The organism is Burkholderia diffusa (assembly GCF_902499115.1).
In the GTDB taxonomy this organism is placed as follows: Bacteria; Pseudomonadota; Gammaproteobacteria; order Burkholderiales; family Burkholderiaceae; genus Burkholderia; species Burkholderia diffusa.
Genome location: NZ_CABVPN010000002.1, coordinates 331,503 through 350,825, shown reverse-complemented (window position 1 = coordinate 350,825; position 19,323 = coordinate 331,503). Strand labels below are relative to the sequence as shown.

Annotated in this window: 23 protein-coding genes; 10 read left to right on the top strand and 13 right to left on the bottom strand. The window is 67.9% G+C overall.

Going from position 1 to position 19,323, the window contains the following annotated elements; translation table 11 throughout:
* The first annotated feature begins 10 nt into the window (after positions 1-10).
* From BTE28158_RS03550 to BTE28158_RS03525, 6 genes are read left to right on the top strand one after another with little or no spacing between them, the layout of a single operon-like run.
* Positions 11-397 carry a DUF350 domain-containing protein gene (locus tag BTE28158_RS03550; protein ID WP_059600118.1) on the top strand — a complete coding sequence of 129 codons (387 nt, stop codon included), beginning with the start codon at positions 11-13 and terminating at the stop codon, positions 395-397.
* A 26-nt stretch (positions 398-423) separates the two neighbouring features.
* Positions 424-1,476 carry an SPFH domain-containing protein gene (locus BTE28158_RS03545; protein ID WP_174919678.1) on the top strand — a complete coding sequence of 351 codons (1,053 nt, stop codon included), beginning with the start codon at positions 424-426 and terminating at the stop codon, positions 1,474-1,476.
* Positions 1,477-1,485: 9 nt separating this feature from the next.
* Entirely contained in the window at positions 1,486-2,994 is a 1,509-nt protein-coding gene (locus BTE28158_RS03540) for a DUF4178 domain-containing protein (RefSeq protein ID WP_151051358.1), read from the top strand.
* Positions 2,994-3,140, top strand: coding sequence for a hypothetical protein (locus BTE28158_RS03535; RefSeq protein ID WP_170296473.1), 147 nt, complete (start codon positions 2,994-2,996; stop codon positions 3,138-3,140). Before BTE28158_RS03540 ends, BTE28158_RS03535 begins: the two co-directional genes overlap by 1 nt.
* Complete coding sequence (gene speD / locus BTE28158_RS03530; protein ID WP_151051360.1) at positions 3,137-3,520, top strand: adenosylmethionine decarboxylase; 384 nt, start codon at positions 3,137-3,139, stop codon at positions 3,518-3,520. The genes BTE28158_RS03535 and speD overlap by 4 nt, the downstream gene beginning before the upstream one ends.
* Positions 3,517-3,933 (top strand): hypothetical protein, encoded by a 417-nt coding sequence (locus BTE28158_RS03525; RefSeq protein ID WP_244107997.1) that lies wholly within the window; start codon positions 3,517-3,519, stop codon positions 3,931-3,933. Before speD ends, BTE28158_RS03525 begins: the two co-directional genes overlap by 4 nt.
* Positions 3,934-4,039: 106 nt before the next feature.
* Here BTE28158_RS03525 and BTE28158_RS03520 read toward each other — a convergent pair whose 3' ends face one another.
* Positions 4,040-4,492: a type II toxin-antitoxin system RatA family toxin gene (locus tag BTE28158_RS03520; RefSeq protein WP_151051362.1), complete on the bottom strand. Its 453-nt coding sequence runs from the start codon at positions 4,490-4,492 to the stop codon at positions 4,040-4,042.
* Between the two features lie 181 nt (positions 4,493-4,673).
* Between BTE28158_RS03520 and BTE28158_RS03515 the strand changes: the two genes are divergently transcribed.
* A complete protein-coding gene (locus BTE28158_RS03515; protein ID WP_059685934.1) occupies positions 4,674-5,714 on the top strand; it encodes a bifunctional nicotinamide-nucleotide adenylyltransferase/Nudix hydroxylase in 1,041 nt (346 codons plus the stop codon).
* 74 nt (positions 5,715-5,788) lie between these two features.
* Positions 5,789-7,222, top strand: coding sequence for a nicotinate phosphoribosyltransferase (locus tag BTE28158_RS03510; protein WP_124629641.1), 1,434 nt, complete (start codon positions 5,789-5,791; stop codon positions 7,220-7,222).
* 42 nt (positions 7,223-7,264) lie between these two features.
* On the opposite strand, the gene BTE28158_RS03505 is transcribed toward BTE28158_RS03510, so the two are convergent.
* Positions 7,265-8,722: an aminotransferase-like domain-containing protein gene (locus BTE28158_RS03505; RefSeq protein ID WP_151051364.1), complete on the bottom strand. Its 1,458-nt coding sequence runs from the start codon at positions 8,720-8,722 to the stop codon at positions 7,265-7,267.
* A gap of 126 nt (positions 8,723-8,848) precedes the next feature.
* Here BTE28158_RS03505 and BTE28158_RS03500 point away from each other — a divergent pair, with 126 nt between their 5' ends.
* Positions 8,849-9,736 (top strand): DMT family transporter, encoded by an 888-nt coding sequence (locus tag BTE28158_RS03500; RefSeq protein WP_151051366.1) that lies wholly within the window; start codon positions 8,849-8,851, stop codon positions 9,734-9,736.
* A 65-nt stretch (positions 9,737-9,801) separates the two neighbouring features.
* On the opposite strand, the gene BTE28158_RS03495 is transcribed toward BTE28158_RS03500, so the two are convergent.
* The 8 genes from BTE28158_RS03495 to BTE28158_RS03460 all read right to left on the bottom strand — a co-directional run bounded on the left by BTE28158_RS03495 (position 9,802) and on the right by BTE28158_RS03460 (position 15,732).
* Entirely contained in the window at positions 9,802-10,419 is a 618-nt protein-coding gene (locus tag BTE28158_RS03495) for a hypothetical protein (RefSeq protein ID WP_059600109.1), read from the bottom strand.
* Positions 10,420-10,489: 70 nt separating this feature from the next.
* The gene (locus BTE28158_RS03490; protein ID WP_059600108.1) at positions 10,490-11,107 is read right to left on the bottom strand and encodes a hypothetical protein; all 618 of its coding nucleotides are present in this window, start codon (positions 11,105-11,107) and stop codon (positions 10,490-10,492) included.
* Positions 11,108-11,218: 111 nt separating this feature from the next.
* A complete protein-coding gene (locus BTE28158_RS03485) occupies positions 11,219-11,839 on the bottom strand; it encodes a hypothetical protein (protein ID WP_124901235.1) in 621 nt (206 codons plus the stop codon).
* Positions 11,836-12,378: a hypothetical protein gene (locus BTE28158_RS03480; RefSeq protein ID WP_124901236.1), complete on the bottom strand. Its 543-nt coding sequence runs from the start codon at positions 12,376-12,378 to the stop codon at positions 11,836-11,838. Before BTE28158_RS03480 ends, BTE28158_RS03485 begins: the two co-directional genes overlap by 4 nt.
* Before the next feature lie 55 nt (positions 12,379-12,433).
* Positions 12,434-13,549 carry an extracellular catalytic domain type 2 short-chain-length polyhydroxyalkanoate depolymerase gene (locus BTE28158_RS03475; protein WP_151051368.1) on the bottom strand — a complete coding sequence of 372 codons (1,116 nt, stop codon included), beginning with the start codon at positions 13,547-13,549 and terminating at the stop codon, positions 12,434-12,436.
* 169 nt (positions 13,550-13,718) lie between these two features.
* The gene (locus tag BTE28158_RS03470; protein ID WP_124628096.1) at positions 13,719-14,165 is read right to left on the bottom strand and encodes a lysozyme; all 447 of its coding nucleotides are present in this window, start codon (positions 14,163-14,165) and stop codon (positions 13,719-13,721) included.
* Positions 14,149-14,829: a DUF2589 domain-containing protein gene (locus tag BTE28158_RS03465; RefSeq protein WP_244107998.1), complete on the bottom strand. Its 681-nt coding sequence runs from the start codon at positions 14,827-14,829 to the stop codon at positions 14,149-14,151. The genes BTE28158_RS03470 and BTE28158_RS03465 overlap by 17 nt, the downstream gene beginning before the upstream one ends.
* A 210-nt stretch (positions 14,830-15,039) precedes the next feature.
* Positions 15,040-15,732, bottom strand: a complete 693-nt coding sequence (locus tag BTE28158_RS03460; RefSeq protein WP_059600103.1) for a DUF2589 domain-containing protein — start codon at positions 15,730-15,732, stop codon at positions 15,040-15,042.
* A gap of 272 nt (positions 15,733-16,004) precedes the next feature.
* Here BTE28158_RS03460 and BTE28158_RS03455 point away from each other — a divergent pair, with 272 nt between their 5' ends.
* Positions 16,005-16,688, top strand: a complete 684-nt coding sequence (locus tag BTE28158_RS03455) for a helix-turn-helix transcriptional regulator (RefSeq protein WP_151049369.1) — start codon at positions 16,005-16,007, stop codon at positions 16,686-16,688.
* Between the two features lie 224 nt (positions 16,689-16,912).
* Here BTE28158_RS03455 and BTE28158_RS03450 read toward each other — a convergent pair whose 3' ends face one another.
* The 3 genes from BTE28158_RS03450 to BTE28158_RS03440 all read right to left on the bottom strand — a co-directional run bounded on the left by BTE28158_RS03450 (position 16,913) and on the right by BTE28158_RS03440 (position 19,296).
* The gene (locus BTE28158_RS03450; RefSeq protein ID WP_124628100.1) at positions 16,913-17,257 is read right to left on the bottom strand and encodes a DUF3088 domain-containing protein; all 345 of its coding nucleotides are present in this window, start codon (positions 17,255-17,257) and stop codon (positions 16,913-16,915) included.
* 76 nt (positions 17,258-17,333) lie between these two features.
* On the bottom strand, positions 17,334-18,521 hold the full coding sequence (gene metC, locus BTE28158_RS03445) for a cystathionine beta-lyase (protein ID WP_124901239.1): 1,188 nt from the start codon (positions 18,519-18,521) through the stop codon (positions 17,334-17,336).
* Between the two features lie 49 nt (positions 18,522-18,570).
* The gene (locus BTE28158_RS03440) at positions 18,571-19,296 is read right to left on the bottom strand and encodes an amino acid ABC transporter ATP-binding protein (RefSeq protein ID WP_059468348.1); all 726 of its coding nucleotides are present in this window, start codon (positions 19,294-19,296) and stop codon (positions 18,571-18,573) included.
* Positions 19,297-19,323: the final 27 nt, after the last annotated feature.

Sequence of the window (19,323 nt, the reverse complement as noted above, 5' to 3'; positions counted from 1 at the left end):
GAGGAAAAGAATGAATAGTGCCTATCTTTATGCGGTTCATTTGCTGTCGGCGTTCGTGCTGCTTTTCGTGTTCGCGGCAGTGTACCTGAAGGTCACCCCGTTCGACGAACTGGCACTGATCCGCGACGGCAACGCGGCCGCGACGCTGTCGTTCGGCGGTGCGCTGATCGGCTTCTGCCTGACGCTCGCCTCCAGCATCGCGCACAACTCGACGCTCGGCGAAGTCATGCTGTGGGCCGTCGGCGCGATGGCCGTGCAGCTCGTCACCTATGCGGTGCTGACCCGCCTGATTCCCGGCATGAACCATGCGATCGAGGATCGCAACGTCGCGATGGGCGGCCTGATGGGCACTGCGTCGCTCGTCGTCGGCATCATCAATGCCGCCTGCCTGACCTGACGCGCCACGCGCTCGAGGAGACCGACATGAGTCTGGGTTCGTTTATCCGCAAGCAGTTCATCGACGTCCTGCAATGGACGGAAGACACCGACGGCGTGCTGGCCTGGCGCTATCCGATGGAAGACCAGGAGATCCAGTACGGCGGCCAGCTGACCGTGCGCGAAACGCAGGTCGCGATCTTCGTCAACGAGGGCAAGGTCGCCGACGTGTTCCAGCCCGGCCTGTACAAGCTGGAAACGCGCACGCTGCCGGTGCTTACGTACCTGAAGAACTGGGACAAGTTCTTTCAGTCGCCTTTCAAGTCGGATGTCTACTTCTTCAGCACGCGGCTGCAGCTCGGCCGGCGCTGGGGCACCGCGCAGCCGGTGACGATCCGCGATCGCGAATTCGGCTTCGTGCAGGTGCGCGCGTTCGGCATCTACTCGTACCGGATCGTCGACGCGGCCGCATTCCACCGCGAGGTGAGCGGCACGCGCGCGCAGTACACGGTCGACGATCTCGAACAGCAGCTGCGCAACCTGGTCGTCACAGCGATGAGCACGACGTTCGGCTCGGCCGACGTGCCATTCGTCGACATGGCCGCGAACCAGACGCTGCTGTCGCAACGCGTCGCCGAGGCGCTGGTCCCGGTGTTCACACGCTACGGCCTCGCGCTCGATGCGTTCGCGGTCGAAAGCGTATCGCTGCCGGCCGAGCTGCAGAAGGCGCTCGACCTGCGGATCGGCGCGGGGATGGCCGGCGATCTCGCCCGCGCGACGCAATACCAGACGGCACAGGCGATCCCGCTGGCGGCGCAGAACCCGGGCGGCATCGCGGGCGTCGGCGCGGGGCTCGCAGCCGGCGCGGCGATCGGGCAGGCGATGGCCGGCCAGATCGCGGGCGCCGCGCAACCGGCGCCGGCCGCACCGTCCGCGCCCGTTGCGGCACCGGTCGCCGCCGCGCAGCCGGCCGCACCGGCCGAAGGAACCGATTACGTGCAGCGTCTCGAACAACTGAAGGCGTTGCTCGACAAGGGCCTCGTGACCGAAGAGGACTATTCGCGCGCGAAGGCGGAAATCCTCGCGAAGCTCACCCGGTAAGCGTCGCGCATGTTCAGCACTTCGTGCCCCCAGTGCGGCGCGCCGGTCGAGTTTCGCTCGGCGGCGGCGGTGATGGCCGTCTGCGCGTTCTGTCGCAGCACGCTGCTCAAGCGCGGCACCGACGTCGAACGCATCGGCGAGCTGGCCACGGTGCTCGACGACGCGTCGCCGATCCAGATCGGCACGGCCGGACGCTACGGCAAGCGCGCGTTCACGGTACTCGGCCGCCTCCAGATGACCTACGACGCCGGCGCGTGGAGCGAGTGGTACGTCGTGTTCGACGACGGCGCGTTCGGCTGGCTGTCGGATGCGTCGGGGCAGTATGCGGTCACGGTGCGCGAGCCCGACGACGCATCCGGCGGCGCGTGGCCGGCGTTCGGCACGCTGGAACCGGGCATGCGGATCGACCACGGCGGCCGCGCGTTTCTCGTGTCCGACGTGCGCACCGCGCGCTGCACGGGCGGCGACGGCGAGTTGCCGTTCCGCGTCGACGCGGGCTGGGAAGCGCGCGTCGTCGACCTGCGCACCGGCAACGCGTTCGCGACCTTCGACTATTCCGACGCCGATGCGAACGGCGGGAGCCCCGCCGTCTATTCGGGCGAGGCACTCGAGTTCGACGCGCTCGCGTTCACCGGGTTGCGCGATACCGAGACCGATACGCGCGAGAAGCGCGGCGCGGAGATGGTGCCGTTCGCGTGCCCGAGCTGCGGCGCGCCGCTGTCTTATGCGCCTAACATGGCCGATTACGTCGTGTGCGGCAGTTGTCATGCTGGCGTGCAGTGCACGGCCGAGCAGCAGACCGTATTCGCGGCGCAGCGCAAGCTCGAATCGGTGAAGGGTGCGCTGGAGCTCGGTGCAATCGGCACGTTCGACGGCGTGAAGTACACGGTGATCGGCATGATGCGATGCCGCGTGCCGGGCGACGAAGAGACGTGGGACGAATACCTGCTGCTGAACCCGAAGCGCGGCTTCCTGTGGCTCGTGCAGAGCGAAGGGCGTTGGGAGCGCGTGCAGGTGCTCGACCATTGGCCGACGATCGGCAGCGAGTCCGACGTGACCGACGGCGGCAAGACCTACCGCCTGCGCGAGGCGTATGAATCGGAGGTCGTCTACGTGGTGGGCGCGTTCAACTGGCGCGTGCAGGTGGGCGATCGCACGTCGATCATCGATTACGGTCGGCAGAAGGACAAACTGACGCGCGAGCGCAGCGCCGCGGAGATCGTGTGGTCGCGCGCGCAACCGCTGTCGGGCAGCGCGCTGGCCGAGCGCTTCGGCACGCCGGCGCTCGCGACGGCGGCTGCGACGGACGCCACCGCGTCGACGGGCCTGTTCGGCGGGAAACACCCGCACAGTTTCGCGCCGCTGCCGTGGGTGTTCAGCGCGCTGCTCGTGATTTTCAACATGGGCTCGCTGTTCTCGTTCAGCGGCCGCACCGTCTACGTGCTGGTCGGCCTGCTGGTGCTGTGGCTGCCTGAATGGCTGTGGAAGGGTTTCGCGTCGGACGGGGGCAACGCGTAATGCGCTACATCCTCTACGGACTTTACGGACTGATCGTCGTCACGTTGTTCAGCTGCGCGTCGCTCGGCGGCAGCGGGTCGGGTGGCAGCGGCTGGGGCAGTTCGTCGGCGCGCAGCGGCTACTCGTCGTACGGGTCGCACAAATGACGGCGCGCGACGGTTTCGCCGCGCCGCGTGCGATGCTCGGCTCGCACGTGCTGGCCGACCTGGCCGGCATCGATGCGGCGCTGCTGCGCGACGCCGCACGGCTTGAAACGATCCTGACCGAAGCAGCGCAACGGGCAGGCGCGCGCGTGATCGGTGCGCACTTTCATCATTTCGGCGGCGAGCATGGCGTGACGGGTGTCGTGCTGCTCGCCGAATCTCACATCACGATCCATACGTGGCCCGAGCATCGCTTCGCGGCCGTCGATGCGTTCATGTGCGGCGCGGCACGCGCGGCCGATGCGGTCGATGCGATCGCCGCTGCGCTCGGTACGCAGGCGCAGGTCCGGCAGCAGGTGGCGCGCGGCGGCACATTGACGTGAGCGAACGCGTCACACTGACTGCTGATATGCGTACAGGAATACGATTTGCCGCATTGCTCGGCCTTGCACTGTTGACCGGCAGCGTTGCCGCGGAGTTGCCGCCGAAGCCGCCCGGGCCCGTCGTGATGGTCCACTTCGACTACTACGAGAAGGACCAGGCGCGGCTTCATGCACTGGAACGTCGGCTGGATCGCGCAGTGAGGCAGGCAGGCGCGGGCGAACTCGGCGAGACGGAACTGCATCGCGACGGCAACGACGGCTATCTGTACCTGTATGGCACCAGCGCCGATCGGCTGTACGCGCTCGCGCGCCCGATCCTGAAATCGTCGGGATGGCTGACCGGTACGGAGGTCACGTTGCGCCGCGATGCCGGCGCGGAAACGTTCTCGATAGGCCGGGGCGGAGTACGTTAGCGCCTGGGCCGTCGGAATGCGAGATGCCCGATGGCGCGGCCATGGCGCGTTCGAATCCATTCGGAGGGAGAGGGCGCAGATGCGCCGGGCCGCGCGGCAGTGCGTGTCAGCGCGGCAACGCCTCCGCTTCGGCCCAGCGCTTGAACGAATCGAGGCGCCGGCGCGTGTGCACGAGATAGAACGCGCCGATCAGCGGTTCGAGCAGCCAGCGCAGCCACGACGGCTGCGCGCGGAAGTGGTACGTGAATTTCACTTCGGTCGAACCCGGCGTGTGTTCGGTGAAGTTCCAGCTGCCGCTGAAGCGTTGGAGCACCTTCGGCCCTTCGACCATTTCGACGGCGGCGACCTGCGGCGGGCGGTACGAGATGTAGCGCGACACCATCGTCGCGCCCGACTGACTGCGGCAGAACGCGTCGACGCCGACGTCGGCCGTCGTTTCGTCGAGCAGATAGGCGTCGGTGAGGAAGCTGTCCCATACGAGCCGCCGCGCGTAGTCCTGCGACCACGTGAAGAGGCGTCTGCGATCGACGCCGACGGTCCGGCTGACTGAGATCCTCATGATGGCGGGCGCCGTGGCGCGGATTGGGATGAAATCGAGTGTAACCCGCCAATGCCGCGCGTTTCGTCAGACTTCGTCAAGTCGAGCGCGTGCTCGATTGACCTTCTGCGGGAATTCCCCTACGATCGATTCCATGCCTTCGGGACAGACCCGAAGCGTTTCAATCTCTTGAGGGAGCCTCATGAGTACGCAACAGAACCGGCGCTTCGACGCGCTCGTTTTCATTGGTCGTTTCCAGCCCCCGCATCGTGGTCACCTGAACGTGCTGAAGTCGGCACTGAGCCGGGCCGAGCGCGTGTGCGTGCTGATCGGGTCGACCGACAAGCCCCGCACCATCAAGGATCCGTTCTCGTTCGACGAGCGCTGCCAGATGCTGGCTTCGCTGCTCGAGCCGTCCGAGCGCGAGCGCGTGACGGTCGCGCCCGTGCAGGATTCGACGTACAACGACGGCGACTGGGTGCGCTGGGTGCAGGATGCGGTGGCCGCCGCGCTCGGCGACGTCGCGCAGCGCAAGGTCGGGCTGATCGGCCACGAAAAGGACGCCACGTCGTATTACCTGCGGATGTTCCCGCAATGGGAGCTCGTCGACGTCGATGCGACCGAAGACATCTCCGCCACCGAAATCCGCGACCAGTATTTCGCAGAACGCACCAACAGCTTCGTGCAATGGGCCGTGCCGGAACCCGTGTTCGGCTGGCTCGAGCATTTCCGCACGCAGCCGCAATTCGCGCAGCTGAAGGCCGAGGCCGAATTCATCGCCGCGTATCGCAAGGCATGGTCGGCCGCACCGTATCCGGTCACGTTCGTGACGGTCGACGCGGTGGTCGTGCACTCGGGCCATATCCTGCTCGTGCGCCGGCGCAGCGAACCGGGCCGCGGCCTGTGGGCGCTGCCGGGCGGGTTCGTGAACCAGGACGAACGGCTCGACGCGGCGTGCATCCGTGAATTGCGCGAGGAAACCGGCCTGAAGCTGCCGGAGCCCGTGCTGCGCGGCTCGATCAAGGATCGCCAGGTGTTCGATCATCCGGCCCGCTCGCTGCGCGGCCGCACGATCACGCACGCGTGCCTGTTCAACTTCCCGACCGGCGAACTGCCGCGCGTGAAGGGCAGCGACGACGCCGACAAGGCGCGCTGGGTGCCGCTCAACGAATTCGCGCAGATGCGCAACGTGATGTTCGAGGATCACTTCGAGATCGCGTATCACTTCCTGGGGAAGCTGTGACGCGCTGATTCCCCGGATTCCGGTCCGTCGCGACAGACGCGGCGGCACTTCAACGGCCTAGAGGAGCTCTAGCCATGCAAAACGATCCCGGCGGCTTTGCCGCGGTTCTCGCCAATCCGATCCTCAACACGGATTCGTACAAGGCTTCCCACTTCCTGCAATATCCGCCCGACGCGCAGGCGATGTTCTCGTACGTCGAGTCGCGCGGCGGCCGCTACGACCGCACGCTGTTCTTCGGCCTGCAGATGCTGCTGAAGGAATATCTGTGCCGGCCCGTCACGCACGCGATGATCGACGACGCCCGCGATTTCTTCGCGGTGCATGGCGAGCCGTTCAACGAGGACGGCTGGCGCCATATCGTCGAGCACTACGACGGCTACCTGCCCGTGAAGATTCGCGCGGTGCCCGAGGGTTCGATCGTGCCGGTGCACAACGTGCTGATGACCGTCGAATGCGACGACCCGAAGGTGTTCTGGCTCGCGTCGTATCTGGAGACGATGCTGCTGCGCGTGTGGTACCCGGTGACGGTCGCGACGCGCAGCTGGCACCTGCGGCAGACGATCCGACGCTTTCTCGAGAAGACCGACGACGATCTCGCGCAACTGCCGTTCAAGCTGCACGACTTCGGCGCGCGCGGCGTATCGAGCGCGGAATCGGCCGCGATCGGCGGCGCCGCGCATCTCGTGAGCTTCATGGGTTCGGACACGGTGCTCGGCGTGCTGGCCGCGAACCGCTTCTATCGCGAGCCGATGGCCGCGTATTCGGTGCCGGCGGCCGAGCACAGCACGATCACGTCCTGGGGGCGCGAGCACGAAGCCGATGCGTATCGCAACATGATCGCCCGCTTCGGTCTGCCCGGCGCGATCGTGTCAGTTGTGTCGGACTCCTACGATCTGTTCGCCGCACTCGAGATGTGGGGCGGCGAGCTTCGGCAAGCCGTGATCGATTCGGGCGCGACGCTGGTCGTGCGTCCCGATTCGGGTGACCCCGTGGCGATCGTGCTGCAGACCGTGCGCGCGCTCGACGCATCGTTCGGTTCGTCCGTGAACGGCAAGGGACGGCGCGTGTTGAACCATGTCCGCGTGATCCAGGGTGACGGCGTCGACGAGCTGTCGATCGACGCGATTCTCTCCGCGCTCGATGACGCAGGCTATGCGGCCGGCAACGTCGTGTTTGGCATGGGCGGCGCGCTGCTGCAGCAGGTGAACCGCGATACGCAGCGCTTCGCGATGAAGTGCTCGGCGATCCGTCGTGGCGACGTATGGCACGACGTCCGCAAGGATCCGGTCACCGATCAGGGCAAGCGCTCGAAGAAGGGGCGGCTCACCTTGCTGCGCAATCGGCGCACGGGCGAATACCGGACGGTGACGCTGCCGGTCGCATGGGACGATCGCGCGCTGGAAGGCGAATGGGACGAGGCGCTCGAAACGGTGTTCGATACGGGGAGAATGCTGGTCGATACGACGTTCGCCGAGGTGAGGGCGAGGGCGCACGCGGCGCAAATGTGAGGGCGACGGCGGGGCGTTCGTGCGCTCCGCTGCCGTGGATGTTCATCGGTTGCCGGCCAGTGCGCGACCGCTGCGCTCCGCCGCACGCGTTGCCTCCATCGCCCGCGCCAGCGCATCGAACACCGCCGGCCCCTTGCAGCGCGACACGTTGAAGCGCATGAACGACGTCGCGCCGTGCGACGCACTGAACACGTTGCCGGGCGCGAGCACCACATCGTGGTCGAGTGCATGACGCGCCACGCGCGCGGCATCGAGCCCGTCGGGTAGTTCCGCCCATACGAACAGGCCGCCGCGCGGTTCGGTCCAGATCCCGAGCCCGGCCCGCGCGAGCCGCCGGATCGTTTCGCCCATCGCATCGGCCAGCTGCGCACGCAGGCCGTCGAGATGGCGCCGGTAGGTGCCGTCGATCAGCAGCCGGTGCACGATGTTCGCGCCGATCTGCGCATTGCCGAACGACGTCGCGAGCTTCAGGTCGACGAGCGCGTCGATCCATTCGGGGCGCGCCGCGACATAGCCGCAGCGGATTGCGGCCGACAGCGTCTTCGAGAAGCTGCCGATCGACACGACGCGCGACAGCCCGTCGAATGCCGCGAGGCGCGGCGCGGGCGTGCTCTCGAAATCCGCGAAGATGTCGTCCTCGACGATCAGCAGGCCGTGCTCGGCCGCCAGCGTCAGCAGGCGGTGCGCGACCGGCGGCGCGAGCGTCGCGCCGGTCGGGTTGTGCAGCGCCGCGTTGGTGATGTACAGGCGCGGCCGATGCTCGGCAAGCACCTGCTCGAAGCGTGCGAGATCGGGGCCGTTCGGCGTGTACGGCACGCTGACGATGCGCGCGCGATGCGCGCGCAGCAGCGCCTGGAAGTTGAAGTAGCACGGATCGTCCAGCACGACGGGGTCGCCCGGCTCGAGCAGCAGCCGGCACACGAGATCGAGCGCGTGCGTGCCGCCGTCGGTCAGCATGATCTGCGTGGGTTCCGCATGTACGCCGTGCTGCGCGAGCCGCCACGCCAACTGCTGGCGCAACGCGGGCAGCCCGAGCGGCGTCGCGTAGTCAGTCAGCGCGTCGGCTTCGTCGCGTGACACCGCGCGCAGCGCACGTCGCAGGCTTTCGTCCGGCAGCCACGACGACGGCAGCCAGCCGCAGCCCGGCTTCACCGAGCTCGGCGCCGCCTCGAGCGCCTGGCGCGACAGCCACAGCGGATCGAGTTCGCGATCGAGGCGCGGGCCGAGTTCGGCGAGCGCGAGCGGCGGCGCGTGCCCGGACACGTAGAAGCCGGAGCCGCGTCGCGCGACGAGCACGCCTTCGCTCGCGAGCCGCTCGTATGCGTCGACGACGGTCGATTTCGACACGTGCAGCGCGTCGGCCATCATCCGGATCGACGGCACGCGCGCGCCGGGCATCAGCGCGCGGCTCGCGATCCGCGCGCGCAGCGTGTCCATCACGGTTTCCACGCGGGTGCGCGACGGCGCGGGCGGAGCAGGGGCTTGCATGGAACGGCTCATGGCGAGAGGGAACTGTACGGACGGTTGTCCAGTACAGTTTGTCCGAATTGTATTGGGCTGTAGCTTACGCGCTTTTCACGGGCGGCGGATCATCGGTCATTCACCTTTTTCCGATCAGGATTTCCCGTGCAAAAGACGACCGACGGATGGCTCAGCGGCCTGCTGGGCGTGATCATCTTCAGTGGCTCGCTGCCCGCGACGCGCGTCGCGGTGCAGGGGCTCGACCCGCTGTTCCTCACGTTCGCGCGCGCGACGATCGCCGGCGTGCTCGGCCTGATCCTGCTCGTCGCGCTGAAACAGAAGCGGCCGACGCGGACCGAGACCGCGTCGCTCGTCGTCGTCGCGCTCGGGGTCGTGGTCGGTTTCCCGTTGCTGACGGCGCTCGCGCTCAAGCACGTGACGTCCGCGCATGCGATCGTGTTCGTCGGGCTGTTGCCGCTCGCGACCGCGCTGTTCGGTGTCTGGCGTGGCGGCGAACGGCCGCGGCTGCCGTTCTGGATCTTCTCGCTGGTCGGCAGCGGGGCGGTGGCCGCGTTCGCGCTGCGCAACGGCGCAAGTGCGTCGGTGGTGGGCGATGCGCTGATGCTGGCCGCGATCGTCGCATGCGGGCTCGGTTATGCGGAAGGCGCGCGCCTGTCGCGCCAGCTCGGCGGCTGGCAGGTGATCTCGTGGGCGCTCGTGCTGTCGCTGCCGGTGATGCTGCCGCTTGCGTGGTTCACGTGGCCCGCGACGTTCGACGGCGTCGACGCTGCCGCGCTGTGGGGGCTCGCATACGTGTCGCTGTTCAGCATGCTGATCGGCTTCGTGTTCTGGTATCGCGGCCTCGCGCTCGGCGGGATCGCGGGCGTCGGCCAGCTTCAGTTGCTGCAGCCGTTCTTCGGTTTCCTGCTCGCGGCCGGGCTGCTGCACGAGACGGTGCCGCCGTCGATGCTCGCCGTGACGGCCGTGGTTGTCGGCTGCGTCGCGGGGGCGAAGTACTTCTCGAAGATGGCGCCCGTGCAGCGCGCGGGCTGACGCGCCGGCGCGCGACGACGTGACGGGTGCCACCCGTTCGCCGTCGCGCGGGCGCGGCTTGCGGCTTACCCCATCACCACGTTCGCGAGCCGGAACTGGTACGCGGTCGCGGTGGTGCCGCCGCCGCCGCCCGTCATCACGATGTCCGCGCTCTTGATCCCCAGCAGCGACAGTTCGGTGTTGATGTCGGACAGCACGGCCGAATTCATCACCGCGCCCTGTTCGATCTGCGACGCCGTGCCGATCCACAGCGTCGGCTTGAACTCGAACACGGCCTTCTGCCCCGGCACGATGCCCGTCTTGTGCGCGAGCAGCCGGTTGTCCTTGAAGACCGACGCGGTGATCGCCCCCTGGCTCAGGTCGTTGCGCAGCTGGATCTCGCGCGACGTCGGCGCCGGGCCGGCCAACGCGAGCACGTTGCCCGACGTCGAGCGCGACACGTTGAAGACCTGACCGTTGTCCGCGCGCTTCTGCGGCATGTAGTTGCCGTCGGCATCGCTCGCGGAGACGGTCGTCAGCATCGGGAATACGAACGGATGGTTGTCGCCGCGCCCGCAGTTGGTGATGACCTTCCAAGCGATCGCGAGCTCGTCGAAGTCGGTCGACACGTTCTTCTGGAAGATCACGATCTGGCTGTTGTTGACGTCGTTCGACAGGTTGACGAAGTTGAGATTGATGTCCATGAGTCACCTTGGTTCGATTTGGATAACTGATTGAATGGGCGCCGGCCGTGCATTGCCGGCGCGCGAACCGTTACGCCATCACCACGTTTTCCAGCCGGAACGTGAACGGCATCGAGCGCGGGCCGGGGCCGCCGCCGGTCATCACGATGTCGGCGCTCGCGATGCCGAGCAGCGACAGTTCCGTGTTGATGTCGGAGATCACCGCGGAATTCATCAGCGCACCCTGTTCGATCTGCGACGCGACGCCGATCCAGATCGTCGGCTTGAACTGGAACACGGCCTTCTGGCCCGGCGCGACGGACGTCTTGCGCGCAAGCGCGCTGCCGTCCTTGTAGATCGTCGCGTTGATCGCGCCGGCCGGCAGGTCGTTGCGCACCTGCACCTCGGAGCTCGCGCCCGGGTCGCCGCCGAGTTGCAGCACGTCGCCCGAGCTCGAGCGTACGACCTGGAACACCTGGCCGTTCGAGGCGACCTGCTGCGGCATGTAGTTGCCCCAGCTGTCGCTCGCGCTCACGCTCATCGTCATCGGGAACTTGAACGGATGGTTGTCGCCCTGGCCGCAATTGCGGATCACCTTCCACGCGATCGCGAGTTCGTCGAAGTCGGTCGCCACGTTCTTCTGGAAGATCACGACGCTCGAGTTGTTGGCGTCGTTCGAGCGGTTGATCAGGTTCAGTTGGATATCCACGTCGTTGCTCCTTGAGTTTGAAAAGACGGCAGTCGGTCTGCCGCACACCTTTCCCGCCGGCCCGGCCGCGAAGCCGTGCCGTCAAGCCGGTTCAATCCGTGTCTGGCGGCGCTACGCGCGCACGATGTGTTCGAGCGCGAATGCAAACGGCTGCGCGTCCGTGCCGGTGCCGCCGCCCGTCATCACGATGTCGGCCGCGGCGACGCCCGCCAGCGGCAGAAGCGTGTTCGCGCTCGATAGCACCGCCGCGTGCAGCGCGCGGCTTTCCTGTATCTGCGACGCCACGCCGATCCACAGCGTCGGCGTGAAGCGAAACACGGCCTTCTGCCCGGGCGCGACCGCTTCCTTCACCGCGATCAGCCGGCCTGCGCTGAACGCGTTGACGTTCACGGCGCCGCGCCGCAGCCGGTTGACGACCTCGATGTCGCCGCCCGGCGCGTCGGCCGGGTCGGGCACGAGCCGGCCGCGTCCCGTCGGCTGCGCGTCGACCACGAAGCGCACGCCGGCGGGCGCCGTGACGCGCGGCGAGAAGTTGCCGTGCTCGTCGCCGAGCGCGACGTCGATGTCGGTCGAGTAGTCGAACGGATGGAAGCAGTCGCGTCCGCAATAACGGATCACCTTCCACGCGATCGCGAATGCGTCGAGATCGGGGATCACGTCGCGCTGGAACAGCACGACCTCGCTGTTGCCGCAGTCGTTCGAGCGATTGACGAAGCGGAGCTTGATGTTCATGACGCCTGCTCCTGATCGGACGTGCCGCGATCGTCGCGCAGCGTGCGGTCGGCCCACTGCGCAAGCGCGGGCGCGACACCGTTCGCGAGCGATGCGACGTGCAGCGCATGTGCACGCGCCTGGGCCTGAAGGTCGCCCGCGAAGCGGCCGAGCGCCATCACGGCATCCGCGGGGCCGCGCGTGCGGCCGAGATCGTCGAGATATTGCGCGGCCGCGTCGGCCATCGCGCCCGCATGCTGCAGATGGCTTTGTGTGACGCGTGTCGCGAGATCGGCGTTCAGTGCCGCCAGCTCCTTGACAGCGGCGGCCGAACTGCCGGGCGCGAACCGTTCGAGCTGGCCGCGCCACAACGCGTCGGTCGCGGCCTGGCAGGCATCCGTGTAACGGTGGCCGGCGAGCAGCGCGGTGTGCGCGAACGCGCGCCACGCGGGGCCGCCGGGCGTGCAGCCGGTGCCGGTCGCCTGCGCGGCGACCTTGCCGAACTGCTGGAGCGCGTCGGCGTGCGCGCGTTCCCATTGGGCGATGAACGTGGAGAACATGGCGATTCCTCGTGATGAAGGGGCGGTGACGGCGCGATGGCGGCCGATACGTGGATTACTGACGCGCGGCGCCGAGGCGCTGCACCATCCGCATCACGGCGGCCATCTGCGGCGCGTCGCGGCGGTAGAAGCCGGGGTGGAGCGGATCGGTGCTCGTATAGCCCCAGAAATCCCAGCAGCCGAGCGGATTGACGGCCGATTTTTCGACCTGCGGATAGAGCACGATCAGCCGGTTCGTATCGGCGATCTCGTTGTAGCCGACGCCGCGAATCATCTTCTCGCCGACGGCAGCGACGTTCTGCACGCAGCCGTGGAACACCACGTGCACCGCGCAGGCCACGCGCTCGCAGTCGGCCGGTACGTATGCGTAGCCCGTGTCGCCGAGCGACGCGCCGCGCTGCGGATCGAACGCGCGCTGATCGAACTTCAGCAGCTTGCCGCCCGCCTGAGTGGCAGGCGGATTGAGCGGCTTGTCAGGTGTGCCGTAGATCCAGCGCACGATGTCGTGCGCCTGCTGGAAGCCGCAGTTGTCGATATACGGGCTCGCGTTCGCGCTGCATGCGTTGTCTTCGGGGCGGTTCGTGATGAACGCATGCCCGGCGTCCGGCGATTCGCGGTACTGGAGGTTCGCGGCCGGGACCTGCGCGAGCGTGTAGAAGCGCGCGGTCTGGTCGACGACGCGCGTCGACACCACCGTATCCTTCGCGCCGCTGAACACGTAGATGCGCTGACCACGCAGCGCGGCCGGATCGTCGATCTCGCCGCGCTGCGCGAACATGCGCGCGGCGCGCCATGCATCGGCCGCGGATGGCGCGGGGCCGATCGGCTGCATGCACAGCGTGGTGGCGGCCACCGCCGGCGGGATCAACTCGTTCACGCCCGCACAGTAGAACGGCCCGCCCGCCACGATGCCCGCGCCGATCAGCCGGCTCGAGAACGCGACGTCGAACTGCGCGGCCATGAAGCCGCCGGACGACAGCCCCGACACCGACGTGCGCTGGAGGTCGGCGCCGTATGCGGGCAGCGGATCGGCGGGGGCGGCGACGGCGTGCGGCGCGACCGACGCCACTGCGGCAACGGCGACGCATACGGCGCCGAGCACGCGGCGCAGCGTGCGCGAAACGGTGGAAACGGGCGGCGTTGTGCGGCCGGGCGAGCAAGTGACCTTCATGCGGGACTCCTGTCGTGACGAGTAACGAATGGCGAATGACGAACGGCTGGAACGGATGCGGCAAGACTTCAGCGACAGTTTCAGCTTACGGGCAGCCGACGACGTGCGAAATGGCGCGAACGACATGCGCGGCGACCCGTGACGTTCGGCCGGTGCGGTGCCGCGGCGCTCACGACATGAACAGCGCGCGCTCGGCCTGGCGGCGCTTGGTGAGCCCCGCGAGCGGCTTGCCGCCGGCCTTGTTCCAGACGAGGAACTGGTCGGCCGCACGCGCGCACGCGCCGGCGTTCAGGTAGCGCAGCAGCGTGGACGAGCGCAGCCGTCCCGCGCCGAGATTGAAGACGAACGACATCAGCGCATCGAACTGCTGCTGCGTGACCGGCACGCGCAGCAGCTTGCGCAGGTTCAGCTCGGCGCCGCGCAGGTCGCGCCGCAACAGCGCCTCGGCTTCGGCCGGCGTGAGCGGTCGTGTGAAGCGCTCGTGCGGCAGGATCAGGTGCCCGTAGCCGATCGTCGGCTTGCCGACCGCGTCGAGATAGCGCGCGAGCCGCAGCCCCTCGAACTGCTTGATCAGCGCGATGCCTTGCTCACCGGTGTGTTCAGGCTGGTTCGCCATCGTCGTTCTCCTTGCTGCCCGGCCGTGCGCGCGGCACCAGGCGATGCGTGTATTCGTCGATCACGCGCATGATCGCTTCGGGCGGCGGCAGGGCCGCGAACTGCATTTCGATGTCGATGTGCTCGGTGTCGCGCTGCCGCGCATTGCCCTGCGCGTCCTTCTTCCCGGAGCGCGGCGCGAACGTCACGTAGAAGCGGCCGCGCTGGTCGTCGTCGCCCGCGACACCGCCGGCCGGCAACGCCTCGGTGAAGTCGCCGCGCACCGTCAGGTGCACGATCATCCGGTCGAGCGCGAGTCCGCGCGGCGTGGCGAGCGCGACGAGCGGCACCGGCATCGTGTGCTCCGCGTCGAGCGCGACCGTGACCTCGCGTGGCGCGAGCAGGCCGTCGTCGCGCAGGTCGAAGAACTGATCGAGCACGGCCGTGTACTGGTGCACGAGCAGTTGGTTCGCGGCGGCCGCGGCGTGCTGCATCCCGCGCGCGATTTCGTCGAGCGCGATGCCACGTGGCGGCGGGCGCTCGTCGTCGGCCGGCGTGCCGGGCGGCGCCGGCGGGGCGGGCGGAGCGGGGGGCAGGCCGCCGGCGGACGCGCCGGGCGCGTTGCCCGATGCGTCGTGCGTGCCCGGCGCGGCCCCGGCCGGCGAGCCGGAGGCCTCGGGCGGCACGTGGGGCACCGGATCGGCGGTTACCGCCGCCGAGGCACCGGTGCCTGAGACCGTCCCGGTCTTGCCGGCCGCCGCACCGGCCGGCGGCGGGTCCGTCGCGTCCGGTTCCGGCCGGGCTGTGCTGCCGCCCGGACGCGTATCCCCATCGTCGTGCCCGCCGTCCGCGCGGCGAGACCGTCTGAAGAGCCTGAACATGGCCGGCCCGCGCGCTTACGCGTGCGCCGGCTGCTGGGCATCCGAACCGGCTGCAGCAGGCGCGGCCGTGCCGCCGCCTGCCGCCGACGCATCGCCGACCAGCTTGCCGTCGGTCGGCGTCGCCGGCAGCGGCTTCACGGCCTTCGCGTTGCCTTCCGTGACGACCGGCTTGGTCGCGGCTTCGGTCAGGAAGTCGATCACGCGCATCAGCGCTTCGGGCGGCGACTGGCGCTTCACCTGCGTATGGATCGAATATTTCGCGCGCGTGTCGGTGCTGCGCGTCTGCTCCGCCTTGTGCGAGACACGCCCGGACACGCTGACGCTGATCGGCCCCCAGCCGAACTTCGCCTGGAATTCGCCGCCGGCCTCGGTCGACGACGACGACTTCTCCGATTGCGTAATCTCCATTTCGAAGTCGATCGTGCCTTCCTCGATAGCGATGATCGGGTGGACGATCGCCGCGAGCAGCGGGATGCGCATCGTCTTCTGCACGACACCCTTCGACACGCCGGCTTCGTCCACCAGCGTCTCGTCGTAGTCGAACTGGACGGCCACGGCCTTGCCGCCCTGGATGCAGACCTGCATCAGGAAATCCGCGTAGCTCTTCGCGGCCTGCGTCTGCGCGCTGATCATCGCCTTTAACGGGCCGGCGATCATTTGGTCCATGGGTAAAGCGTTAATCACTGAGCCGATGAAATTCGCGTCCATGAATAAACTCCTCTTCGTGTTGAAGACAACGGAAATTCGTTGTCTTTATTTACATTAGGAAATTGAAGACGTTTACAAAATATGACGTCCGTCACGTCCGGCGGCCCTGGCCGGCCCTCGGCGGGCATCGGTACGCGCGGCGTGGATGAATTAGGCCATTCGTCACGGAGCGACGGGCCTAGTGCGCGGCGGGTAAAACAGCGGTAAAAAAACGCCGGGTAGGGAAGCAAAAAAACCTAAACCGAGCATCCCGATTTCGAGGAAACCGCGCAATGAACGTTCTGATGATCGATAGCCCGCCGTTATTCGTCGCGGGCGTGGCGGACGTACTGTGTAAACGCGATGTCGACTGGCATGTGTGGTCGGCCCGCCGTCCCGAGGACGTTTTGCGCTTGCGCGACGCGTTGCTGCCCGGGACGGTCGAGGCGATCACGATCGAATGCGACGAGCACGCCGCGCGGCCGAGCTGGCCGAGCGTGCTGAACGAGACGTTCGCCGGCGCGCCGTGGTTGTGCGTGGTGGCCACCGTGTGCCGCCGCACGATTGCCGATGCGCTGCTGGCGGGGGCGGCCGGCATCATCGACCGGCACGCGAGCGCTGACGAGTTCGCTGACGCGCTCGGCCGGGTCGCGGCTGGTGCGATCTATGTGCCGCCGAGCGACGGCGGCGCGACGCAGGCGCGCCCGGGCGGCGTGCCGGCCGGGGACGATCGCGCATTCGAGCGTCTCACGCCGCGCCAGCGCGACGTGCTGCGGCTGCTGGCCGAAGGCAAGTCGAACAAGCAGATCTGCCGCGTGCTCAACGTCGCGGAAGGCACGATCAAGAATCACCTGTATGCGCTGTTCCGCCAGATCGGCGTGAGCAACCGGACCGAGGCCGCATTGTGGCTCGCACGCCACGTGCCGTCCGAGCCGGCGGCATTCGCGTTCGCGCCCGTCTGCAGTTCGCCCGGCTGAGGCTGGTCGCGGCGGGCCCCGGTGTGTGCCAGCATCCGGTGTCGCGTTGCATTGAAGTCCATCGGGCCGGAGGCGGGGTGCCCGGGACGGCCATCGGTCGCGGCGAGCCGCGTGACCGAGTACGTCGCACGCGCGCGGCGACGTGCGTGGCGGAAACGGCGAACGGGCCGCGCCTGCCGCGCGCCCCGTTCGGCGGCGCCCGTCGACACCGGGCGCCGGCGTGCTTACGCGACGTGCGCGACGCCGTATTGCGAGGACAGGTAGCGCCGGATATCGGCCGGCGAATCGATGAAGCGGCGGCCGTTGTGTTCGCGAATCCCGACCGCGTCGTCCTTCGGCGCCTGCCCGTCGCCCAGGACGAGCACCGGCGCGGACTGGTTGTCCTCGCCGATCAGCGCGACGATCGGCCGGCGCGGCCGCGGCGCGTCGACGTACTCGACCGAGACGGCGTCGCGCAACTGCGGATAGAAGCTCAGCAGCCCTTCGACGGCAACCGAGTCGCCGCAGTAGAACGGACCTTCGGAGTCCTTGAAGAAACCCGGGCGGAGAATGAACAGCGTGTCTTTCATGATGGCCTCGCTATCAGTGGTGGACGAACGTTGAAAAAAACGGGAGTGCGGGGAGATGCGTACGACGCGCCCGATGTCAGGCTTCCGCGAGCGCGGCCGCGGCGGCGCGCATTCTCGCGAAACCGGCGTCGAGGTCGGCGATCATGTCGTCGGGATGCTCGAGCCCTGCGTGGATGCGCAGCAGCGGGCCGGCTGCCAGCCATGGCGTCGCGGTACGGTGGCGCGACGGATTCGACGGGATGATCAGGCTTTCGAAGCCGCCCCAGCTGTAGCCCATGCCGAAGCACGTCATGCCGTCGAGCAGCGCGCGCACGGCATCGTCGGGCTGCGGATGCAGCACCAGGCCGAACAAGCCGCACGCTCCCGTGAAGTCGCGCTGCCACAGCGCATGGCCGGCATCGCCCGGCCGGGCCGGATACAGGATCTGCGCGACTTCCGGCTGCCGCGCGAGCCATTCGGTCAGCACGTGCGCGTTGCGCTGGTGGCGTTCGAGGCGCACCGACAACGTGCGCAGCCCGCGCAGCGCGAGATACGCATCGTCGCCGCTGACGGTCATCCCGAGCTGCCGGTAGCAGCGCGTGACCTTCTGCGCGAGCGCCTCGGTTGTCAGGATCACGCCCATCAGCACGTCGGAGTGTCCGGCGATGTACTTGGTCGCCGCGTGAATCGACACGTCGACGCCGTGCGAGAACGAGCGGAAATTCAGCGGCGTGCCCCACGTATTGTCGAGCAGCACGACCGCATCATGCTGGTGCGCGACGCGGCAGATCGCGGGAATGTCCTGCACTTCGAAGGTCAGCGAGCCCGGCGATTCGGTAAAGACCGCACGCGTGTTCGGCCGCATCAGCGACGCGATGCCGGCGCCGATCGACGGATCGTAATAGGTCGTCTCGATGCCGAGGCGCGCGAGCGTCTCGTCGCAGAACGAGCGGGTCGGGTCGTACACCGAGTCGGCCATCAGCAGATGGTCGCCGGGGTTCAGTACCGCGAGCAGCGCGGTCGTGATCGCGCTGAGCCCGCTCGGCGTGAGCAGCGCGGCGTGCGCGCCTTCGAGGCGCGCGAGCGCCTTTTCGAGCGCACGCGTGGTCGGGCTGCCGTGGCGTCCGTACGCGAGCGGCGTGCCGCGCACCGCGTCGAGCGCGTCGGTGCCGTGAAAGAGCAGCGTCGACTGGCGATACACGGGCGGGTTCACCGGCGAGCCGGGCTGGCCGTGCGCGCGGCCTTCGTGAGCGAGCAGGGTGTCGGTCGAGTGCGGTTGGTTCAAGATGTCGTCCTTTGAAAGTCGGTCAAATCGGAGCGAAGGCGTCGCGCGGTCAGTGCAGGATCTTGTCGAGGAAGTCGCGCGCGCGTTCGGAGCGCGGCGCGGCGAAGAATGCTTCGCTCGCCGCATCCTCGACCACCGCTCCCTGGTCCATGAAGATCACGCGATGCGCGACCTTCCTCGCGAAGCCCATCTCGTGCGTGACGCACACCATCGTCATGCCGTCGCGCGCAAGCTCGACCATCACGTCGAGCACTTCGTTGATCATCTCGGGATCGAGCGCGGAGGTCGGTTCGTCGAACAGCATCGCGACGGGGTTCATCGACAGCGCGCGTGCAATCGCGACGCGTTGCTGCTGCCCGCCCGACAACTGCCCCGGATACTTGTGCGCGTGCGCCCTCAGGCCGACGCGATCGAGCAGCTTCATCGCGTTCTCGATCGCTTCGTCCTTGCGACGGCCGAGCACCTTGACCTGCGCAAGCGTCAGGTTGTCGGTGATCGACAAGTGCGGGAACAGCTCGAAATGCTGGAACACCATGCCGACGCGTGCGCGCAGTTGCGCGAGTTTCGCGGCGGGATCGCCGAGCCGCATGCCGTCGACGACGATGCTGCCTTTCTGGAATGGCTCGAGGCCGTTGATCGTCTTGATCAGCGTCGACTTGCCGGAGCCCGACGGCCCGCAGACGACGACCACTTCGCCTTTCGATACCGCCGCGCTGCATTCGGAAAGGACCTGATGCTTGCCATACCACTTGGAAACGTTGTCGAGCGTAATCATGGTTGTCCGTGGTTGAGGTTCGGGTTG

Bases quoted from the DNA above. Each gene is read 5' to 3' on its own strand.
- BTE28158_RS03550 (WP_059600118.1), top strand. From the start codon at position 11: ATGAATAGTGCCTATCTTTATGCGGTTCATTTGCTGTCGGCGTTCGTG.
- BTE28158_RS03545 (WP_174919678.1), top strand. From the start codon at position 424: ATGAGTCTGGGTTCGTTTATCCGCAAGCAGTTCATCGACGTCCTGCAA.
- BTE28158_RS03540 (WP_151051358.1), top strand. From the start codon at position 1,486: ATGTTCAGCACTTCGTGCCCCCAGTGCGGCGCGCCGGTCGAGTTTCGC.
- BTE28158_RS03535 (WP_170296473.1), top strand. From the start codon at position 2,994: ATGCGCTACATCCTCTACGGACTTTACGGACTGATCGTCGTCACGTTG.
- speD (WP_151051360.1), top strand. From the start codon at position 3,137: ATGACGGCGCGCGACGGTTTCGCCGCGCCGCGTGCGATGCTCGGCTCG.
- BTE28158_RS03520 (WP_151051362.1), bottom strand. From the start codon at position 4,492: ATGAGGATCTCAGTCAGCCGGACCGTCGGCGTCGATCGCAGACGCCTC.
- BTE28158_RS03515 (WP_059685934.1), top strand. From the start codon at position 4,674: ATGAGTACGCAACAGAACCGGCGCTTCGACGCGCTCGTTTTCATTGGT.
- BTE28158_RS03510 (WP_124629641.1), top strand. From the start codon at position 5,789: ATGCAAAACGATCCCGGCGGCTTTGCCGCGGTTCTCGCCAATCCGATC.
- BTE28158_RS03505 (WP_151051364.1), bottom strand. From the start codon at position 8,722: ATGAGCCGTTCCATGCAAGCCCCTGCTCCGCCCGCGCCGTCGCGCACC.
- BTE28158_RS03495 (WP_059600109.1), bottom strand. From the start codon at position 10,419: ATGGACATCAATCTCAACTTCGTCAACCTGTCGAACGACGTCAACAAC.
- BTE28158_RS03485 (WP_124901235.1), bottom strand. From the start codon at position 11,839: ATGAACATCAAGCTCCGCTTCGTCAATCGCTCGAACGACTGCGGCAAC.
- BTE28158_RS03480 (WP_124901236.1), bottom strand. From the start codon at position 12,378: ATGTTCTCCACGTTCATCGCCCAATGGGAACGCGCGCACGCCGACGCG.
- BTE28158_RS03475 (WP_151051368.1), bottom strand. From the start codon at position 13,549: ATGAAGGTCACTTGCTCGCCCGGCCGCACAACGCCGCCCGTTTCCACC.
- BTE28158_RS03470 (WP_124628096.1), bottom strand. From the start codon at position 14,165: ATGGCGAACCAGCCTGAACACACCGGTGAGCAAGGCATCGCGCTGATC.
- BTE28158_RS03460 (WP_059600103.1), bottom strand. From the start codon at position 15,732: ATGGACGCGAATTTCATCGGCTCAGTGATTAACGCTTTACCCATGGAC.
- BTE28158_RS03455 (WP_151049369.1), top strand. From the start codon at position 16,005: ATGAACGTTCTGATGATCGATAGCCCGCCGTTATTCGTCGCGGGCGTG.
- BTE28158_RS03450 (WP_124628100.1), bottom strand. From the start codon at position 17,257: ATGAAAGACACGCTGTTCATTCTCCGCCCGGGTTTCTTCAAGGACTCC.
- BTE28158_RS03440 (WP_059468348.1), bottom strand. From the start codon at position 19,296: ATGATTACGCTCGACAACGTTTCCAAGTGGTATGGCAAGCATCAGGTC.